Source organism: Peribacillus folii (assembly GCF_030271255.1).
Classification (GTDB): domain Bacteria; phylum Bacillota; class Bacilli; order Bacillales; family DSM-1321; genus Peribacillus.
Genome location: NZ_JASJOM010000016.1, coordinates 43,198 through 59,126 on the forward strand (window position 1 = coordinate 43,198; position 15,929 = coordinate 59,126).

Consider the following 15,929-nt stretch of genomic DNA (forward strand, 5'->3'; position numbering starts at 1 on the left):
CAAGGGTTCGCTACCTTTGTGAATCTTTCCTTAGATCGGGATTTATCAAGTGAATACATGTCCCGTGTGAAAATCCCAAGTGTAAATTCCGGTTATGGATGCATTTATCCCAACAGTACTGTAACAGATGGAACAAGGTATGGATCTGCAATGAAGACAAAAAATAGGCATTCGAAATATGGCCATTGTGGTTTTAGTAGTTCAGGAAAGAGGTAACTTGCTAATAGAAGAGCATGAATGGGAGGTAGCTTATGTCGAAAGTGATGATTATCATGAATCCATCTTCAGGTAAGGAAAAGGCAGAAAAGATTTTGCCGAAAGCAGAAAAGGTGCTTGGCGAAATGTATGAGAAGGTGACGGTCTGTAAAACGAAGGGAGAGGGAGATGCTACGGCTTTTGCCAAGGAGGCCTGTGCCAATAGGTTTGATGCTGTCATCTCCATGGGCGGGGACGGCACGGTCAATGAGATCGTAAATGGGCTGGCGGAACAGGAACATCGCCCGGTTTTTGGAATTATACCGCTTGGTACCGTAAATGATTTCGCTAGATCCTTAGGTATCCCCCTGAACGCCGAAGCGGCTATAGACATCATAAAGGATAGGGAAGTAAAAAAAACCGACATCGGCAAAATCAATGATCGTTACTTCATGAATGTACTGGCGGTCGGGCCGATTGCGGAGGCTACCTATAATGTATCTGTCGAACAGAAAACCCGCCTCGGCTCCATTGCTTATTTCATTGAAGGAGCAAAAGCAGTCATCAAGAAGGATCCACTTCCATTAACGGTTGAACACGATCAGGGGAGATGGATCGGTAATGCCCATTTACTGATTGCCACGATGACAAACTCTGTCGGCGGCTTCGAGCAGCTTGCCCCAGAGGCTGAAGTGAATGATGGAAAGCTGCACACCTTCATCATTAAAGACTTATCCTTTCCCCTGCTCCTTACGATCATCCCTAGTCTAATGAAGGGGGAAATCAAGGAACATGAGGAAGTCGAATACATTCAAACATCCAAGCTTCATTTATCGACCACCGAAGACATTAAAGTCAACATTGATGGTGATGAAGGCTTCCTTCTTCCCTTTCAGGCAAATGTCCTGCCTAAACATCTTCGTCTGTTTGTCCCGGGAACGGCATGATTTGAAGGGACAGTCCGTCTGCCATGTTGGTTATCATAAACCCGAATCAAGAACATTGGAAAAGCTGATGGAGCAGTTGCTGCCCCATCAGCTTTTTTCGACCCGGCTTTCCTTTAATTGGACCTGAATCTACATAATTGGTCCCGCACAGACCAAAAACTGGGTTTAGCCGGTGTGCGGGACGTTCTTTCCCTAAGGTTGCCAAACGATTGATCAAGGGGGAAAAAGGCATCTTTATTCAGGCTGATTCTAGGTAAGAATAGTAAATGCATGAATGAATCGTTCTAAATATGTTACGCTTATAGTTATGAAAATAGATAAGAGAGGAAGTTAGATGTTTTTATGGAGTTTTTTCTTATTATATTGGCCCTTCTAATCTTAATTGGAATGTCTAATGTAATTAACCATTTTATACCCTTTATACCTGTACCATTAATTCAAATTACATTGGGAGTTTTACTGGAGATCTTCCTAGCCATCCATGTCGAGTTGGAAACGGACCTATTTTTATTGCTGTTCATCGCACCCCTTTTATTCAATGATGGGAAGAACGTGCCGCGTACAGCGCTTTGGAAGCTTAGGGCTCCCATTCTCATGCTTGCATTGGGCCTCGTGTTCCTGACGGTTTGGTCCGGCGGTTATTTAATTAACTGGTTGATCCCTTCCATCCCATTGCCGGCTGCATTTGCTCTAGCGGCGATATTGTCCCCTACAGATGTAGTGGCGGTCAGCGCCATGGCAAGCCGTGTCAAGCTGCCGAAAAGCATCTTGCATCTTCTTGAAGGCGAAGGGCTAATGAATGATGCTTCGGGTCTTGTGGCATTTAAATTCGCTGTTGCAGCTACAGTCACTGGTGTTTTCTCCTTGGTCGATGCAACGTTTAGTTTCATTTGGATTGCGATCGGCGGTTTTGTAGGCGGTGCTCTCATTGCCTTCATCATCATCAGACTGCGTGTGTTCCTTCGTCGTTTAGGCATGGAGGATGTTACGATGCACATGCTGATTCAAATCCTGACTCCTTTTATTATTTTCCTCGCTGTGGAGCATTTTCACCTTTCTGGAATTTTAGCAGTTGTCGCTGGGGGAATCGTCCATGCCATTGAACGGGATCGGGAAATATCACCGACAGTGGAGCTGCAGGTAGTTTCCAAAAGCACATGGTCTGTCATCTTATATGTGCTGAATGGACTTGTTTTCGTATTACTGGGCCTGCAAATCCCAGATGTGGCGCAAACCATATTCGAAGATCCGGCTTTCAATAATGGACAGGTGATTGTTTATATCGTGATCATTACCCTTTTCCTTTTCGTTTTACGGTTCATTTGGCTCATGGCTGCCTGGTCAATCGGCTGGTTCACGAAAAAAGCAGGCGCCCAAAAACCGGATATGAAGGCGGCTGGGATCATTACCATTTCCGGAGTTCGTGGAGCTGTAACGTTAGCCGGTTCATTTTCCATTCCGTATGTATTGGCAGATGGCGGTCCTTTCCCGGAACGTTCGCTGATCATCTTCATTGCGGCAGGGGTCATCTTGCTGACATTGGTTGTCGCTAGTGTGTTCCTGCCAATCGTAGCACGGACGGATGAAGAGGAAGTCGTCGATAAGCAGGCTGACAAAACGAAAGCGGCTGCGATTCACACTCATCAAGCGGCCATTAAAGTTTTGGAATCGCAAATGACGGATGAAAACAGGGAAGCGGCGTTATCGATCATTTCAAGGTATCGTACGAAAATCAATGCCCTTTCCTACGTGGAACAAGAGAAAGAGCCCGCCGCAGTAAGAGAAGAAGAAAAGGCGCTTCGCTTCAAGGCACTCGAAGCAGAGGAGAGGTTCCTGGATAAGCTTATCAAGGATGAAAAAGTGGATAAAGAAACGGCATTCATATGCAAGGAATACATCCAGCGGATGGAGGGTGCTGTCACTAACCTGATGAAATTCCGCCTGTTGAGATCTGTAACACTATTTAAAAGAAGTATGTTGAGAATCTTTAAATTATTTTTCCCAAACAAAACTGAAATAAGAAGAATCAATCTCGAGCGGCTTGAGAAGGTCAGGGACCTAAAAATCAGGATGTATAAAGCAGCCATTCAAGATATACAAGCTGGGATTACTGCCGAAAACCATGAGACCTCCTCGATGATCATTGAAGAATATAAAGTGCAGATTCTGAAATGCAAACGGGAAAATGGGGGCCGGATTCCTAGCAAAATGGTTGAATATGAAAGGGAGCTATTTTATAAGGCGATTCAGGCAGAACGCGATGAAGTGCAGGAAATGTTTGAAACAAGAGAAATTTCCCGTGAATTGGCCAATATACTCCGCCAGCAAATCAATTTGCGTGAAGCAATGACGATCAACGAAAATACCCATTCATAGAACGTAAAGAGCGCTGCCAATTTCCTCGGCGGCGCTTCTTTCGTTCATGGAGGAATTGCTGCCGGATGCATCGAATGAATAAAGTAACCAAAATGGAGGAGTGTGCTTTCAATGAAACAGGATCAGAAAATCGGGCCCATCACATTAACCCCTTATGTACAGGAGCATCATCACCTTTTGTCCCAGTTTTACTTGCCGGATACACAAACCCCTTTTTCCGCGCTGCCAGAAGAATCATTGAAATACTGCCAAGTAGATGGAGATAGGCATCCCTTCGTTATAGTGGCAGGTGGAATACTTGTAGGCTTTTTCGTTTTACATGTCGGCGATAACATTAGCCCTTTCACCACTGATAAGAAAGCGATATTGCTGCGAGGATTGCTTATTGATCGAAGATACCAAGGAAGGGGGATTGCGATGAAAGCTTTGCGAATCCTTCCGCCATTCGCAAAAGGAATTTTTCCGGATAAGGAATCGCTTATTTTGGCAGTGGACGAAATGAATGTGATGGCGAAAACCCTTTATTTGAAATCGGGATATCGGAATACAGGGGTCCAAAAGGAAGGCAGAAGCGGCTGGATGCAGATCATGGAGTATCGGTTGAGTGGGTTGGATACAGATTTGGAATAAGGAATGAACTTGAATTTACCGAAAACGGGGAAGGTCATTTTTCTTTGTCTAAATTGTTACATGACTTCTTAGAAAAATGACCGCTTTGAGTGGCTGTTTTTAATTATTCGCCTCCACTATGGTACACTTTACTTAATGTGAATTTCGTTAATCGAGGTGTAGTCCTAAATGAAAACAGTCGTAGTCGTAGGTGGAGGCATTACCGGTCTATCAACGATGTATCATTTACAGCAAGCAAATAAATCGGCCAATCAAACCGTACGTTTGATATTAATAGAAGGTAATGAAAAATTGGGCGGTAAAATCAGGACAGTTCATGATGGTCCATTTAAAATAGAGGCCGGGGCTGATTCCATAGTAACGAGGAAGCAGAATGTAAAGCCATTTCTGAAGGAGCTGGGCCTGGAAGATCAAGTGGTCTACAATGCGACAGGGAAATCATTCATCCATACAGATGGCATGCTTAAGAATATCCCTGAAGATGCTTTATTTGGCATTCCCATGAGCTTGGAGTCTTTGGCGAACAGTGAACTGGTCTCTGCACAAGGAAAGGTAGATGCCTTAAAGGATTTCTATACAAAAAATGAGAAGTTTACGAAAAATGACTCAATCGGCTTATTTCTTGAAAGCTTCTTAGGCAAGGAATTGGTGCAAAAGCAGATTTCCCCCGTCTTATCCGGTGTGTATTCCGGGAAATTGAATGAATTGACCATTGCGAAAACCCTACCGGAAATGCTTGATTATAAAAATGAATATGGCAGCATCATCCGCGGCCTATCTGAAAATAAGGCTAAATACCAAAGCAAGGGAAATAAGAAATTCCTTTCCTTCAAAAACGGCCTGTCGGTCCTGATTGATCGCATGGAGGAATGCCTTGATAAGGTGGAAGTCATGAAAGGCGTCAAAGCGGAAAAAATAAGCAAGGATGGACGAGGATATATCATCGCCTTGGAAAATGGAGAAACGCTCGAAGCGGACATCATCGTATTGAGTACGCCGCATACGGTTGCCCGGAAATTATTGAGTAATATGGAGCTGGATCAAGATTTTGCTGGCTTGATCGATAGTTCGATGATCAGCATTTATCTCGGATTCGATATCCCAGATAGCATGCTCCCTAAAGATGGTACGGGCTTCATTGCAGGTGATAATAGTGACTTGATATGCAATGCCTGTACTTGGACGAGCCGGAAATGGGAACATACGTCTGAAAACAATCAACTTTTGGTAAGGCTTTTCTATAAAAGCTCAAGTCCTGACTATGAAAGGTTACGTTCCCTTACGAAACCTGAGTTAATCGGGGTGGCCTTGCAGGACATTAAGAATAGCTTGGGGATATCGGGCACGCCGATAACGAGTGAAGTGACCATATGGCATGAAAATATGCCGAACTATCATATCAAGCATCCTCAGATCGTTCAATCCTTGGAGGCGAAAATGGCCAAGGAATATCCGAACGTTTTGCTTGCGGGCTGTTCATACAATGGTGTCGGTATACCGGACTGTATTGCAGATGGGGAAAAGAAGGCGCGGGAAATTTATGAGAAGTTGTAAAGGGAGGTCTGCTAGCATGCAGGCCTTTTTTTTAGGCTGAATTTTCAATTGAAGTTTCTTATATTTCCTGTATAATGAAACTCGTTAAATTAAACTGAAAGTTTACTTATATCAAACTTAAATGACGCAGGTTTACTATAAGTAAACCGATTGAGGGTAATACAATGCAAATCGGAAAGAAAATAAAGAACCTCCGCCTGAAGAAAGGGTTGACCCAGGAGGAGCTGGGTGAAAGAACAGACCTAAGCAAAGGCTATATTTCGCAATTGGAAAGAGATCTAAGTTCCCCGTCAATAGAAACCCTTTTCAATATTTTGGAAGTTCTTGGCTGCAAGCCGACGCAGTTCTTCGATGAAGAGGAACAGTTTCAAAAAGTGGTGTATGAAGAAGAAGCCCAAACATTTTTTATCGATGAGGAACGAGGCTGCCAGATTCAGTGGCTCGTCCCCGAATCAAATGAGAAGGAAATGGAACCGATTCGTCTCACGCTTCAGGAAAAAAGCGAATTCAAACAATTCGAGCCGTCCTTATCGGAGACGTTCGGTTATGTATTAAGCGGAAGAGTCGTTGTAAGACTTGGCGCACATAAGTATTTAGCCCATGCGGGGGAATCGATTTATTTTCACGCTTCTGACGAACATCAAATCATCAACGATTTCAATGGTCCCTCCGAATTACTGCTCGTGGTGACGAAATCATATTTATAGACTTTTAAACAAATGCAACCGCCCGTTTAGGGTAAAGATAGTTAAGTAGGTATCGGAAAGAGGGGAGTAGCTATGGCAAATGAGAATATAATCCGCTTCGAGCAGGTTACGAAGCAATTCGATGATGATACGATAGTTCTCGATAACGTGAGCTTTGAAATCGAGAGAGGGAAGTTCTATACACTTTTGGGCCCTTCCGGATGCGGGAAGACAACGATCCTAAGATTGATTGCCGGTTTTACGGAGGCATCAAAAGGCGACATATATTTCGAAGGAAAAAAGATCAATAATGTACCCGCCAATAAGAGGCAGGTCAATACGGTTTTTCAAGATTATGCCCTTTTCCCCCATTTGAATGTGTTTGAAAATGTAGCCTTCGGTTTGAGGATCAAAAAAATGAAGAACACGGAAGTGGAAAAAAAGGTGAAGGAAGCTCTCAGTTTTGTTAATTTGGATGGCTATGAAAAACGGGAGATCAGGGAAATGTCCGGCGGTCAGCGGCAGCGTGTCGCGATTGCCAGGGCGATTGTCAATGAACCTGAGGTCATCCTCCTGGATGAGCCGCTATCTGCCCTCGATTTGAAGCTGCGCACGGAAATGCAATATGAATTGCGTGAGCTCCAGCAGAGACTTGGTATTACGTTCATCTTCGTTACGCATGACCAGGAAGAGGCGTTGGCGATGTCTGACGAGATCTTTGTCCTTAATAAAGGGAAAATCCAGCAAAGCGGGACTCCTACGGATATCTATGATGAACCGCTGAATCGATTCGTTGCCGATTTCATCGGTGAGTCGAATATCGTGAAAGGGAAAATGATCCAGGATTACCTCGTGGAATTCGTCGGAAGGCAGTTCGAATGTGTAGACCAGGGATTGAATAGTAATGAAGCTGTCGATATTGTCATTCGCCCGGAGGATTTAGAAATCACCTCCATCGATCGCGGGAAACTTCAAGTCCGGGTCGATTCCCAGCTATTCCGCGGTGTTCATTATGAAATCAGCTGCTATGACCATGATGGAAACGAATGGCTTGTCCAATCGACCAAAAAGGCGACGGTTGGCGATGAAATAGGTTTATACTTCGATCCGGAAGCCATTCATGTCATGAGATTGGGAGAAACCGAAGAGGAATTCGATAAGCGTCTGGAAGCGTATCATGATGAGGAAAGCCATGCAGAATAAACTATCGAAGAATATATTCTTCATACCCTATGTCTTATGGATCGCCTTATTCGTAATCGCACCGATTCTGTTGATCCTTTACTATTCCTTTTTTGACATCGAAGGAAATCTATCCTTGGTTAACTATCAGAAGTTCTTTACACCCGTATATTTAAAAATGACACTGAGTTCATTTTGGTATGCCTTCCTGATTACGGCCATATCACTTTTGGTCGCGTACCCGACCGCTTTATTGTTAACGAAAACGAAGCATAAGCAGCTGTGGCTGTTGCTGATCATCGTTCCTTCCTGGATCAACTTACTCTTGAAGGCTTATGCCTTCATTGGAATTTTTGGCACATATGGTGTGGCGAATGGTTTTCTCGAGGTAATCGGAATCGGCAGTCAGCAAATTCTCTTTACTGATTTCAGCTTCATCTTCGTTTCGGTTTATATCTTCATCCCGTTCATGATCCTGCCGATATTCAATGCGCTGGATGAACTGAATCCCACTCTTTTGGATGCAGCCAATGACCTTGGCGCTTCAAGGTGGATGACCTTTCGTCGCGTCATTTTCCCATTGACGCTTGATGGTGTAAAGACGGGGTGCCAGGTCGTCTTCATCCCGGCGCTTTCATTGTTCATGCTTACAAGGCTGATTGCCGGGAACCGTGTCATCACGCTAGGTACTGCGATTGAACAGCATTTTCTCGTGACCCAGGATTGGGGAATGGGCTCGACGATTGCTGTGTTTTTGATTATTATCATGTTCCTGATTATGTTTGTAACGGGTAACCGAAAGCAGGGTGTGTAAAATGAGCAATAAATTATCGCCATTATCCAAGGCGTTTCTCGTTTTAATTTTTCTCATACTCTATGCACCGATTTTCTTTTTAGTGTTTTACTCGTTCAACAGCGGCGGAACGATGTATGACTTTAAAGGATTCACCATGGAGTGGTACAGGGAGCTGTTCAATGATACAAGGCTGCTGATCATCGTATTGAATACCCTTGTCATCGCGTTATTATCCGCTCTCATCGCTACGATCATAGGGGTGATTGGTGCGATCGGGATTCGTTCCTTTACGAGCAGCAAGGCAAAGAACACGGTATTGTCATTGAATAACGTATTGATTGTCAGTCCTGATGTTATCATCGGCGCTTCCTTCCTGATTCTATTCACGATGGCAGGGATCAAGCTTGGATTCTACTCGGTGCTGCTTTCACATATTGCCTTCAGCATCCCGATCGTCGTGCTGCTTGTCCTGCCGAAGCTACAGGAGATGAGCCCAACCCTGATCGATGCGGCCCGTGATTTAGGGGCAAGCCGGTGGGATGTGTTGACGAAGGTTGTCCTTCCGTACATCTTGCCAGGCATTTTTGCGGGGTTTTTCATGGCACTCACCTATTCACTTGATGATTTTGCGGTGACGTTTTTCGTGACCGGCAATGGATTCTCCACTCTTTCCGTGGAAATCTATTCACTGGCCCGCCGCGGAATTTCATTGAATATCAATGCATTATCGACTCTGCTGTTTGTCGTGACATTGCTGCTGGTTATCGTGTATTACTTCATCACCCAGCGCGTTAGGCAGACGGGAATGGGGGGGAAACGATGAAAAAGCTTATCCAACTGTTTTTGGTCATTGCCCTTGTTTCCGCTTTGCTATTATATACGATATCGAAATTGAATTCTTCGCAAGGATTTACGAGCAGCAATACACTCACCATTTATAATTGGGGCGATTACATCGATACGGACCTGATCGACCGTTTTGAAGAGGAAACGGGCATCAAGGTCATTTACGAAACGTTCGATTCCAATGAGGCGATGATGACGAAAATCGAACAGGGCGGTACGACTTATGATATTGCCATTCCATCTGAATATATGATTGATAAAATGAGGCAGGAAAACTTATTGGTTCCCTTGGATCATTCCAAGCTGCCGAATTTGAAAAATATTGACAAGCGCTTCATCGATCTGCCATTCGATCCGGGGAATAAATATTCCGTCCCTTATTTCTGGGGGACAGTCGGGATTGTTTACAATTCCAAGATGCTCGGCGGGAAAAAGATCACGGGCTGGGCAGACCTCTGGGATAAGGACTTAAAAAATCAGATCCTCTTGACGGATGGCGCCAGGGAAGTCATGGGCATGGGCCTGAACTCCTTGAACTATTCATTGAATGATACCGATGAAGCTCACCTTCAAGAGGCGAAGACCAAGCTCGATGCGCTCACTCCCAATGTCAAGGCGATCGTCGGGGATGAAAGCCGCATGCTATTGGAGGCCCAGGAGGCGGCGATTGGCCTTGTGTGGTCTGGCGTTGCTTCGGAAATCATGGCTGAAAATGAAGATCTCGAATACGTCGTTCCAAAAGAGGGATCGAATCTTTGGTTTGATAATATGGTCATTCCGAGGACGACGAAAAATGTCGATGCTGCCCACCAGTTCATCAACTTCATGCTTGACCCTGAAGTGGCCGCGCAGAATGCTGAATATGTAAGCTATTCGACACCCAATAAAGAAGCTTTGAGATATATGCCAAAAGAGGTGGTGGAGGATGAACGTTTTTATCCATCACCAGAACTGACGGAGAAGCTTGAGGTGTATGAAAACCTCGGGAAGAAAAACTTGGCACGCTACAATGAACTTTTTCTGGAATTCAAAATGCATCGCAAATAACAAATGAAAAAGCATGGTGTAATGGAGTATCCCATCACGCCATGCTTTTTTCCGTATGCTTACCGGGGAAATCCGCAAGGCACAAAAATTTCAGCGAGGATATAAGTATGGTAGTATGATGACTGGTTGGTTCAATTAGCCGCGGTCAGTTCAATCTTAAGGATTAATTAATATTTAAGCACTATCATTACAGAAAAAATAAGGGAGATTATTCATGAAACTTTTTAGAAGCACGAAGGCATATGTTTGGGCAGGGTCTATATTGATCATTGCCGGTATCATGGCATTTGCGATGGTATCGTCGATGGGGAAAACAGTAGCGAGCATAGACGGCGAGAAAATCAATGAGGATGAGCTGCATGATGCGCTCGTTGCGGGATATGGAGCAGATACATTAGACCTTTTGATCACGAATAAGTTGATCGAAATGGAAGCGAAAAAAGCTGGGATTAAAATAAAGGATGAAGAAATTCAGAAGGAAATCGATAACATGGCTGCCTCCTACGGCGATGAAAAGGGCCTCAAGGAGCAGTTGGAAGCAAGCGGGTCATCCATGGAAGCTTTGAAAAAGGACGTGGTTGTTTATCTTCAAACGAGAAAGCTGGTAGAACCGAGAATTACCGTGACGGATGATGAAATCAGCACCTATTTTGAAGACAATAAAGATACCTTTGCACAGGCGGAGCAAGTCGAGGCTAGCCATATTTTAGTCGAAGACGAAAAAACGGCTAAAAAAGTAGCTAAAGAAATTGCGGATGGCGGAGATTTTGCCAAACTGGCCGCCGAATATTCTACCGATACGCAAACGGCGAGTAAAGGCGGCAGCTTAGGGTATTTTGGGAAAGGTGATATGGCCGCCGAATTCGAGGATGCTGCCTTTGATCTTGACATAGACAAAGTCAGCGAACCGGTCAAAACCGAATATGGCTACCATATCATTAAAGTCACTGGTAAGAAGGAAGCAAAAAAAGCGAACCTGGAAGATAGTAAAGAGGCGATCAAAGAAACGCTTATCACGGAGCGATTGCAGGAGGAATATCCTGCTTGGGTGGCAGAAGTGAAAAAAGAACATGATATAACGAATACCTTAACGGAGACTGAATGAGGCTCGGAAGGCTTCGGGATGCTAGAGCATCCCGATGCCTTTTTTTTGGACCTAAATTAGCCAGGATCGTCTCCCGGCAAGCACTCGCTTATCGAGCAAGGATTTTCTCGATACCTGGCCACTTTGCTAACACCTACAGTCTAGTTTAAAGAAGATGTCCATGCGAAAGCACCCCAAAAAACCAAAAAAACCCGCAGGGCAAACCCCCATCATCGAGTTTGTCTGCGGATTGAAAGCTGAGGTGTTCCCCCAGCCATGGTTAGAAGTTCGATGAAATCGATTTTTGATTGGATAACTCAGACTTCGTTACGATTTCATCACTTTCTTTTTCACCTTTTTTATTTGATTTCAATGATTGAGATGGCGTTTCTTTCAGCTGTTTACCGGCAACGACCACTTTTGAGCTGATGTCTTTTAATTCGCTTGTTGCTTCCTTGGCTGTACCAAGGGCATCGGTTGAGATATCCTTCACTTCAGAAACTTTACCCACCACGTCTTCATTGACGGTTTCATATAAGGTTTCCACATCACTGATGGCCTCTTTGATTGTTTCGGTAGCCCCTTTGACGCCAGATATCATCTGTTCCTTCACTTCACCTGGATTTTCCTTCACCTTTTCAATCATATTCGCGGAGTTGTCTTTTAAAAGGACGGCAGAACGCTTCACTTTATTTCTTGTCGTGGAGTCAAGCAAGGTCAAGGCGCCGCCTACCAATCCTCCAATGAGAATGCCTTTTAATAGTTTGCTATTCGATTGGGTTTCAGTCGTCGATTGAGTCATTAGTATTTCCTCCTTAAGAATAGTAGATTGTTTGCTTACTTTGGGTTTTCCCTTATTTACCATAAATTAAACTAGAAAAAATAAACTGTCATAGGATTGACATAATAAATAAATCGGTAGTAAGCTACATATAGTTAAGTGATTGAACTAATTTAGAGAGGTGTTTGAATGACAACCGAAACAATTTCTTTATTGATTGACCGTTATATGAAAGTTTCCTTTCATGTCAATAAGCTGGGGGAGCTATTGATAAAAGATCAAATATGTGATGTGCTGACGAACGAGCAATACTACACATTACGGTTCATTGAACAACAAAGATTATGTACCTCGACGGAAATCAGCGAGGCTTTCTATATCAATAAGAGTGCCGTCACCGCCAATATCAACAGGCTAGAGAGTAAAGGGCTGATCGAAAGGGAGCAGGACCAATATGACCGGAGAGTCTTTCTCTTGAAGCTTTCCGAAGAAGGAGCGGCATTGTTGCACAAAACGGAACATAAAATTCATAAGCTGGTCGAGGGCATCATGACGAAATTCGAATATGAAGAGATTGTTACATTCCTTGATACATATGAGAAGCTTTCAAGAATCTTGATAGAAATGAAAAATGGGCAGGAGGAACTGTAAATGAGGAGGATAATAAAGGCAAGGTGGTTTGTCCTGATCATCTGGGTGGCCATTACAGCATGTTTACTGTTTGCGGCTCCGAATATTGCAAACCTTGTGAGGGATAAAGGCCAGCTTGATGTACCCGTAGAGTATTCCTCTGGAAAAGCCACTGAACTCATGAAAGAGATACAAGCTGAAGATGAGTCCCAAGTAGCTCTCGTATTCCATGGTGATAAGAAGCTGACATCCTCGGAATTGGAGGAAATCAAGCTAGCCGTCGAAAAGCTGGAAAAGGATAAATCAGAGCTTGGCATCACTGAAATCATGACTCATTTCAAAGAGAAATCGCTTAAGGAACAGCTGGTGTCGGAGGATGGTTCGACAGTTTTGACATCGATCACGATGACATTGGGAGACAGGGAAGCCAAGGAAGTGATGGATGCCCTTTATAAGGAACTGGAACATGTCGATGTCGAGCATTACTACACTAGCAGCTGGATGGTCGATGAAGATCTTAATACCAATTCCCAAGAAGGGCTGAAAAAAACCGAAGGCATTACGGTTGTCTTCATTTTGGCCGTATTGCTGATCGTTTTCCGGTCAGTGGTGACACCGATCATTCCGTTGATCACTGTAGGTTTCACGTATTTATGTTCACAATCCATCGTTTCGTTCCTGGTGGATCGATGGGACTTCCCGATTTCATCATATACGCAAATATTCCTTGTCGGCATTTTATTTGGAATCGGCACGGATTATTGCATCTTGCTGCTTAGTCGCTTCAAGGAGGAGCTGTCATCACAGGAGTCACTGGTTGAAGCCATCGTGGAGACATATCGAACAGCCGGCAAAACGGTCTTTTTCAGCGGGCTGACCGTAATGATTGGCTTCGCTGCAATTGGGTTTTCCACTTTTAAGCTCTATCAATCTGCTGCAGCCGTTGCGATTGGGGTTTTCATCTTGATGCTTGCGCTTTATACGATCGTTCCATTTTTCATGGCGGTTCTAGGCAAAAGATTATTCTGGCCTGCAAAAGGGAAGCTTGGGCATAGTGAAAGCAAATTGTGGGGGATTCTTGGGAGTTTTTCTTTGAATCGTCCCGTATTGGCGCTAGTGATCGTTGCAGTCATTTGCGCACCATTTTTGTTCATATATGATGGGGACATTTCCTACAACTCCCTTGAAGAAGCGGGAGACGATGTTCCTTCAATCATGGCTTTTAATATCATTTCCGATGAATTCGGTCCGGGGCAATCGATGCCAACACAGATCGTCATAAAAAATGACGAACGGATGGACTCGGAGGAATATGTCGCACTCGCAGAAAAAATCGGTCAGGAAGTCGCCAAGGTCGATGAAGTAGATTTAGTTCGGTCCATGACCCGCCCGGCAGGTGAGCCCATCAAGGATCTATTTGTCTCTAACCAAGCAGAAACGCTTGAAAAAGGAATCGGGGATGGGAATGAAGGGATCAAACAAATCAGTGACGGGTTAAAAACGGCAGGCAGTGAGCTTTCCGAATCCGGGCCGCGTTTGAAGCAAGCGACGGACGGAATCGGGGGCCTCATTTCCGGCACTGATGAGTTAAAGAGTGGCGTGGGTCAGGTAGAAAAAGCGTTAACGAGCATCGAAGCAGGAATTCGAGACGGATCATCGGGAACAGGTGACATAAAGGCAGGGCTGAATGATGTGAAGGTGAACTTGGAGAAGCTGGCTGCCGGAAGCGAAAAGCTCCTCGGAGGTTATCGGCAATCCGCTAATGGTCTGACTGAACTCACGAATGGGTATAAACAGATTCAAACGAATCTGTCCGCTGTATCTCAAAGTCTTGCTGGTTTGAATCCATCCTTCGAGCAGGTGGAAGGCGCACATCCAGAATTACAGGCAGATGGAAACTATCAAAAAATCAAGCAAACGGTTCAAGGGGCACAGGGCGGTTTGGAGCCCATGTCAGCAGGACTTTCCGAGCTCAATCGGAATCTTGGCACAGTGTCAGCTGGTTTGAATACGGCAAACGAAAATATGGCAGGAATCGTAAATGGACAAAAAGCTTTAGGAAGCGGGCTGGACCGATTGATTGCGGGTGTTGATGATTTACAAAAAGGATTGAGCACGATGGCCAATGGCCAGGGGGAAGTCATTAATAATCTGTCACAGTTCAAGGGAGGGCTTACGAGCCTGAATAATGGTCAGCAAAAACTCCTGAATGGTTTTTCAAGCCTTGGCGGGCAGCTTACCGATTTGGAAGACGGTTTGAATCAAAGCGCAGATGGCCTGAATGAAGTGCATGATGGATTATCGTCTGCACAAGGGTATTTATCGGGGCTGGCAAAAACGGATGAAACGGTAACAGGCATGTACATTCCAAAAGAAGTAGTGGAAAGCAAAGAATTTGGTGCAGCATTGAACGCCTATTTATCTGAAGATGGTAAAGTGATGACAATGGATGTGGTATTTAAAGAGAATCCATATTCCAATGCAGCAATCGATCAAATTGAATCGATTGAGGAAACGGTCCAAAGAGTCACGAAAGGTACTAAGCTTGAAAATGCACAGGTGGCAATAGGGGGAATCACAAGCACACATCATGACCTGAGCGTAATGTCCGAGGCGGATTTCTCCCGTACTGTCATTTTGATGCTGTCGGGCATTGCAATCATTCTCTTTTTCATGCTGCGGTCGCTGGTGATGCCGATTTACCTGATTGTGTCGCTCGTCTTGACCTACTATACAGCTGCAGCGATTACAGAGTTGATTTTTGTTAATATTCTTGGTTATGCAGGAATAGGCTGGGCCGTACCTTTCTTTGCCTTCGTCATCCTGATCGCTTTGGGCATTGACTATAGCATTTTCTTGATGGACCGCTTTAATGAAATGAAAGACAAACCGGTGAAGGAAGCGATGCTGCTGTCGATGAGAAAAATGGGAACCGTGATCATCTCTGCGGCTGTCATTCTGGGCGGGACGTTTGCTGCCATGATGCCAGCGGGAGTTTTATCACTCTTGGAGATTGCCACATTGATATTGGTGGGCCTTGGCTTATATGCGTTCGTCTTCTTACCGTTGTTCATTCCAGTAATGGTTGCAACGTTTGGAAACGCGAATTGGTGGCCATTCTTGAAAAACAAGGATTAAGCATAAATAAAGGAAGGCATCCATGCGGATGCCTTCT

At 44.4% G+C, this 15,929-nt stretch carries 13 protein-coding genes; 12 read left to right on the top strand and 1 reads right to left on the bottom strand.

Annotation, left to right across the window (positions count from 1 at the left end; genetic code table 11):
• The first annotated feature begins 251 nt into the window (after window positions 1-251).
• The 10 genes from QNI08_RS20595 (at window position 252) to QNI08_RS20640 (ending at window position 11,364) form a co-directional block, all read left to right on the top strand.
• Window positions 252-1,142 (top strand): diacylglycerol/lipid kinase family protein, encoded by an 891-nt coding sequence (locus QNI08_RS20595; protein WP_285769225.1) that lies wholly within the window; start codon window positions 252-254, stop codon window positions 1,140-1,142.
• A 342-nt stretch (window positions 1,143-1,484) separates the two neighbouring features.
• Entirely contained in the window at window positions 1,485-3,518 is a 2,034-nt protein-coding gene (locus QNI08_RS20600) for a Na+/H+ antiporter (RefSeq protein WP_285769226.1), read from the top strand.
• A gap of 111 nt (window positions 3,519-3,629) precedes the next feature.
• On the top strand, window positions 3,630-4,148 hold the full coding sequence (locus tag QNI08_RS20605; protein ID WP_285769227.1) for a GNAT family N-acetyltransferase: 519 nt from the start codon (window positions 3,630-3,632) through the stop codon (window positions 4,146-4,148).
• 168 nt (window positions 4,149-4,316) lie between these two features.
• Window positions 4,317-5,702 carry a protoporphyrinogen oxidase gene (locus QNI08_RS20610; protein ID WP_285769228.1) on the top strand — a complete coding sequence of 462 codons (1,386 nt, stop codon included), beginning with the start codon at window positions 4,317-4,319 and terminating at the stop codon, window positions 5,700-5,702.
• A 164-nt stretch (window positions 5,703-5,866) separates the two neighbouring features.
• Window positions 5,867-6,409, top strand: coding sequence for a helix-turn-helix domain-containing protein (locus tag QNI08_RS20615; protein ID WP_285769229.1), 543 nt, complete (start codon window positions 5,867-5,869; stop codon window positions 6,407-6,409).
• A gap of 72 nt (window positions 6,410-6,481) precedes the next feature.
• A complete protein-coding gene (locus tag QNI08_RS20620; RefSeq protein WP_285769230.1) occupies window positions 6,482-7,591 on the top strand; it encodes an ABC transporter ATP-binding protein in 1,110 nt (369 codons plus the stop codon).
• Window positions 7,581-8,384: an ABC transporter permease gene (locus QNI08_RS20625; RefSeq protein ID WP_100531221.1), complete on the top strand. Its 804-nt coding sequence runs from the start codon at window positions 7,581-7,583 to the stop codon at window positions 8,382-8,384. Before QNI08_RS20620 ends, QNI08_RS20625 begins: the two co-directional genes overlap by 11 nt.
• Before the next feature lies 1 nt (window position 8,385).
• Window positions 8,386-9,189 carry an ABC transporter permease gene (locus QNI08_RS20630; protein ID WP_285769231.1) on the top strand — a complete coding sequence of 268 codons (804 nt, stop codon included), beginning with the start codon at window positions 8,386-8,388 and terminating at the stop codon, window positions 9,187-9,189.
• On the top strand, window positions 9,186-10,259 hold the full coding sequence (locus tag QNI08_RS20635; protein ID WP_285769232.1) for an ABC transporter substrate-binding protein: 1,074 nt from the start codon (window positions 9,186-9,188) through the stop codon (window positions 10,257-10,259). Before QNI08_RS20630 ends, QNI08_RS20635 begins: the two co-directional genes overlap by 4 nt.
• Before the next feature lie 214 nt (window positions 10,260-10,473).
• A complete protein-coding gene (locus tag QNI08_RS20640; protein WP_285769233.1) occupies window positions 10,474-11,364 on the top strand; it encodes a peptidylprolyl isomerase in 891 nt (296 codons plus the stop codon).
• Window positions 11,365-11,623: 259 nt separating this feature from the next.
• On the opposite strand, the gene QNI08_RS20645 is transcribed toward QNI08_RS20640, so the two are convergent.
• Window positions 11,624-12,145: a YtxH domain-containing protein gene (locus QNI08_RS20645; RefSeq protein ID WP_285769234.1), complete on the bottom strand. Its 522-nt coding sequence runs from the start codon at window positions 12,143-12,145 to the stop codon at window positions 11,624-11,626.
• A gap of 168 nt (window positions 12,146-12,313) precedes the next feature.
• On the opposite strand from QNI08_RS20645, the gene QNI08_RS20650 reads away from it, so the two are divergent.
• Complete coding sequence (locus QNI08_RS20650; protein WP_285769235.1) at window positions 12,314-12,775, top strand: MarR family winged helix-turn-helix transcriptional regulator; 462 nt, start codon at window positions 12,314-12,316, stop codon at window positions 12,773-12,775.
• The gene (locus QNI08_RS20655) at window positions 12,776-15,892 is read left to right on the top strand and encodes an MMPL family transporter (RefSeq protein WP_285769236.1); all 3,117 of its coding nucleotides are present in this window, start codon (window positions 12,776-12,778) and stop codon (window positions 15,890-15,892) included.
• The last annotated feature ends 37 nt before the right edge of the window (window positions 15,893-15,929 follow it).

Bases quoted from the DNA above. Each gene is read 5' to 3' on its own strand.
- QNI08_RS20645 (WP_285769234.1), bottom strand. From the start codon at position 12,145: ATGACTCAATCGACGACTGAAACCCAATCGAATAGCAAACTATTAAAA.
- QNI08_RS20625 (WP_100531221.1), top strand. From the start codon at position 7,581: ATGCAGAATAAACTATCGAAGAATATATTCTTCATACCCTATGTCTTA.
- QNI08_RS20650 (WP_285769235.1), top strand. From the start codon at position 12,314: ATGACAACCGAAACAATTTCTTTATTGATTGACCGTTATATGAAAGTT.
- QNI08_RS20615 (WP_285769229.1), top strand. From the start codon at position 5,867: ATGCAAATCGGAAAGAAAATAAAGAACCTCCGCCTGAAGAAAGGGTTG.
- QNI08_RS20655 (WP_285769236.1), top strand. From the start codon at position 12,776: ATGAGGAGGATAATAAAGGCAAGGTGGTTTGTCCTGATCATCTGGGTG.
- QNI08_RS20630 (WP_285769231.1), top strand. From the start codon at position 8,386: ATGAGCAATAAATTATCGCCATTATCCAAGGCGTTTCTCGTTTTAATT.
- QNI08_RS20635 (WP_285769232.1), top strand. From the start codon at position 9,186: ATGAAAAAGCTTATCCAACTGTTTTTGGTCATTGCCCTTGTTTCCGCT.
- QNI08_RS20640 (WP_285769233.1), top strand. From the start codon at position 10,474: ATGAAACTTTTTAGAAGCACGAAGGCATATGTTTGGGCAGGGTCTATA.
- QNI08_RS20620 (WP_285769230.1), top strand. From the start codon at position 6,482: ATGGCAAATGAGAATATAATCCGCTTCGAGCAGGTTACGAAGCAATTC.
- QNI08_RS20610 (WP_285769228.1), top strand. From the start codon at position 4,317: ATGAAAACAGTCGTAGTCGTAGGTGGAGGCATTACCGGTCTATCAACG.
- QNI08_RS20605 (WP_285769227.1), top strand. From the start codon at position 3,630: ATGAAACAGGATCAGAAAATCGGGCCCATCACATTAACCCCTTATGTA.
- QNI08_RS20600 (WP_285769226.1), top strand. From the start codon at position 1,485: ATGGAGTTTTTTCTTATTATATTGGCCCTTCTAATCTTAATTGGAATG.
- QNI08_RS20595 (WP_285769225.1), top strand. From the start codon at position 252: ATGTCGAAAGTGATGATTATCATGAATCCATCTTCAGGTAAGGAAAAG.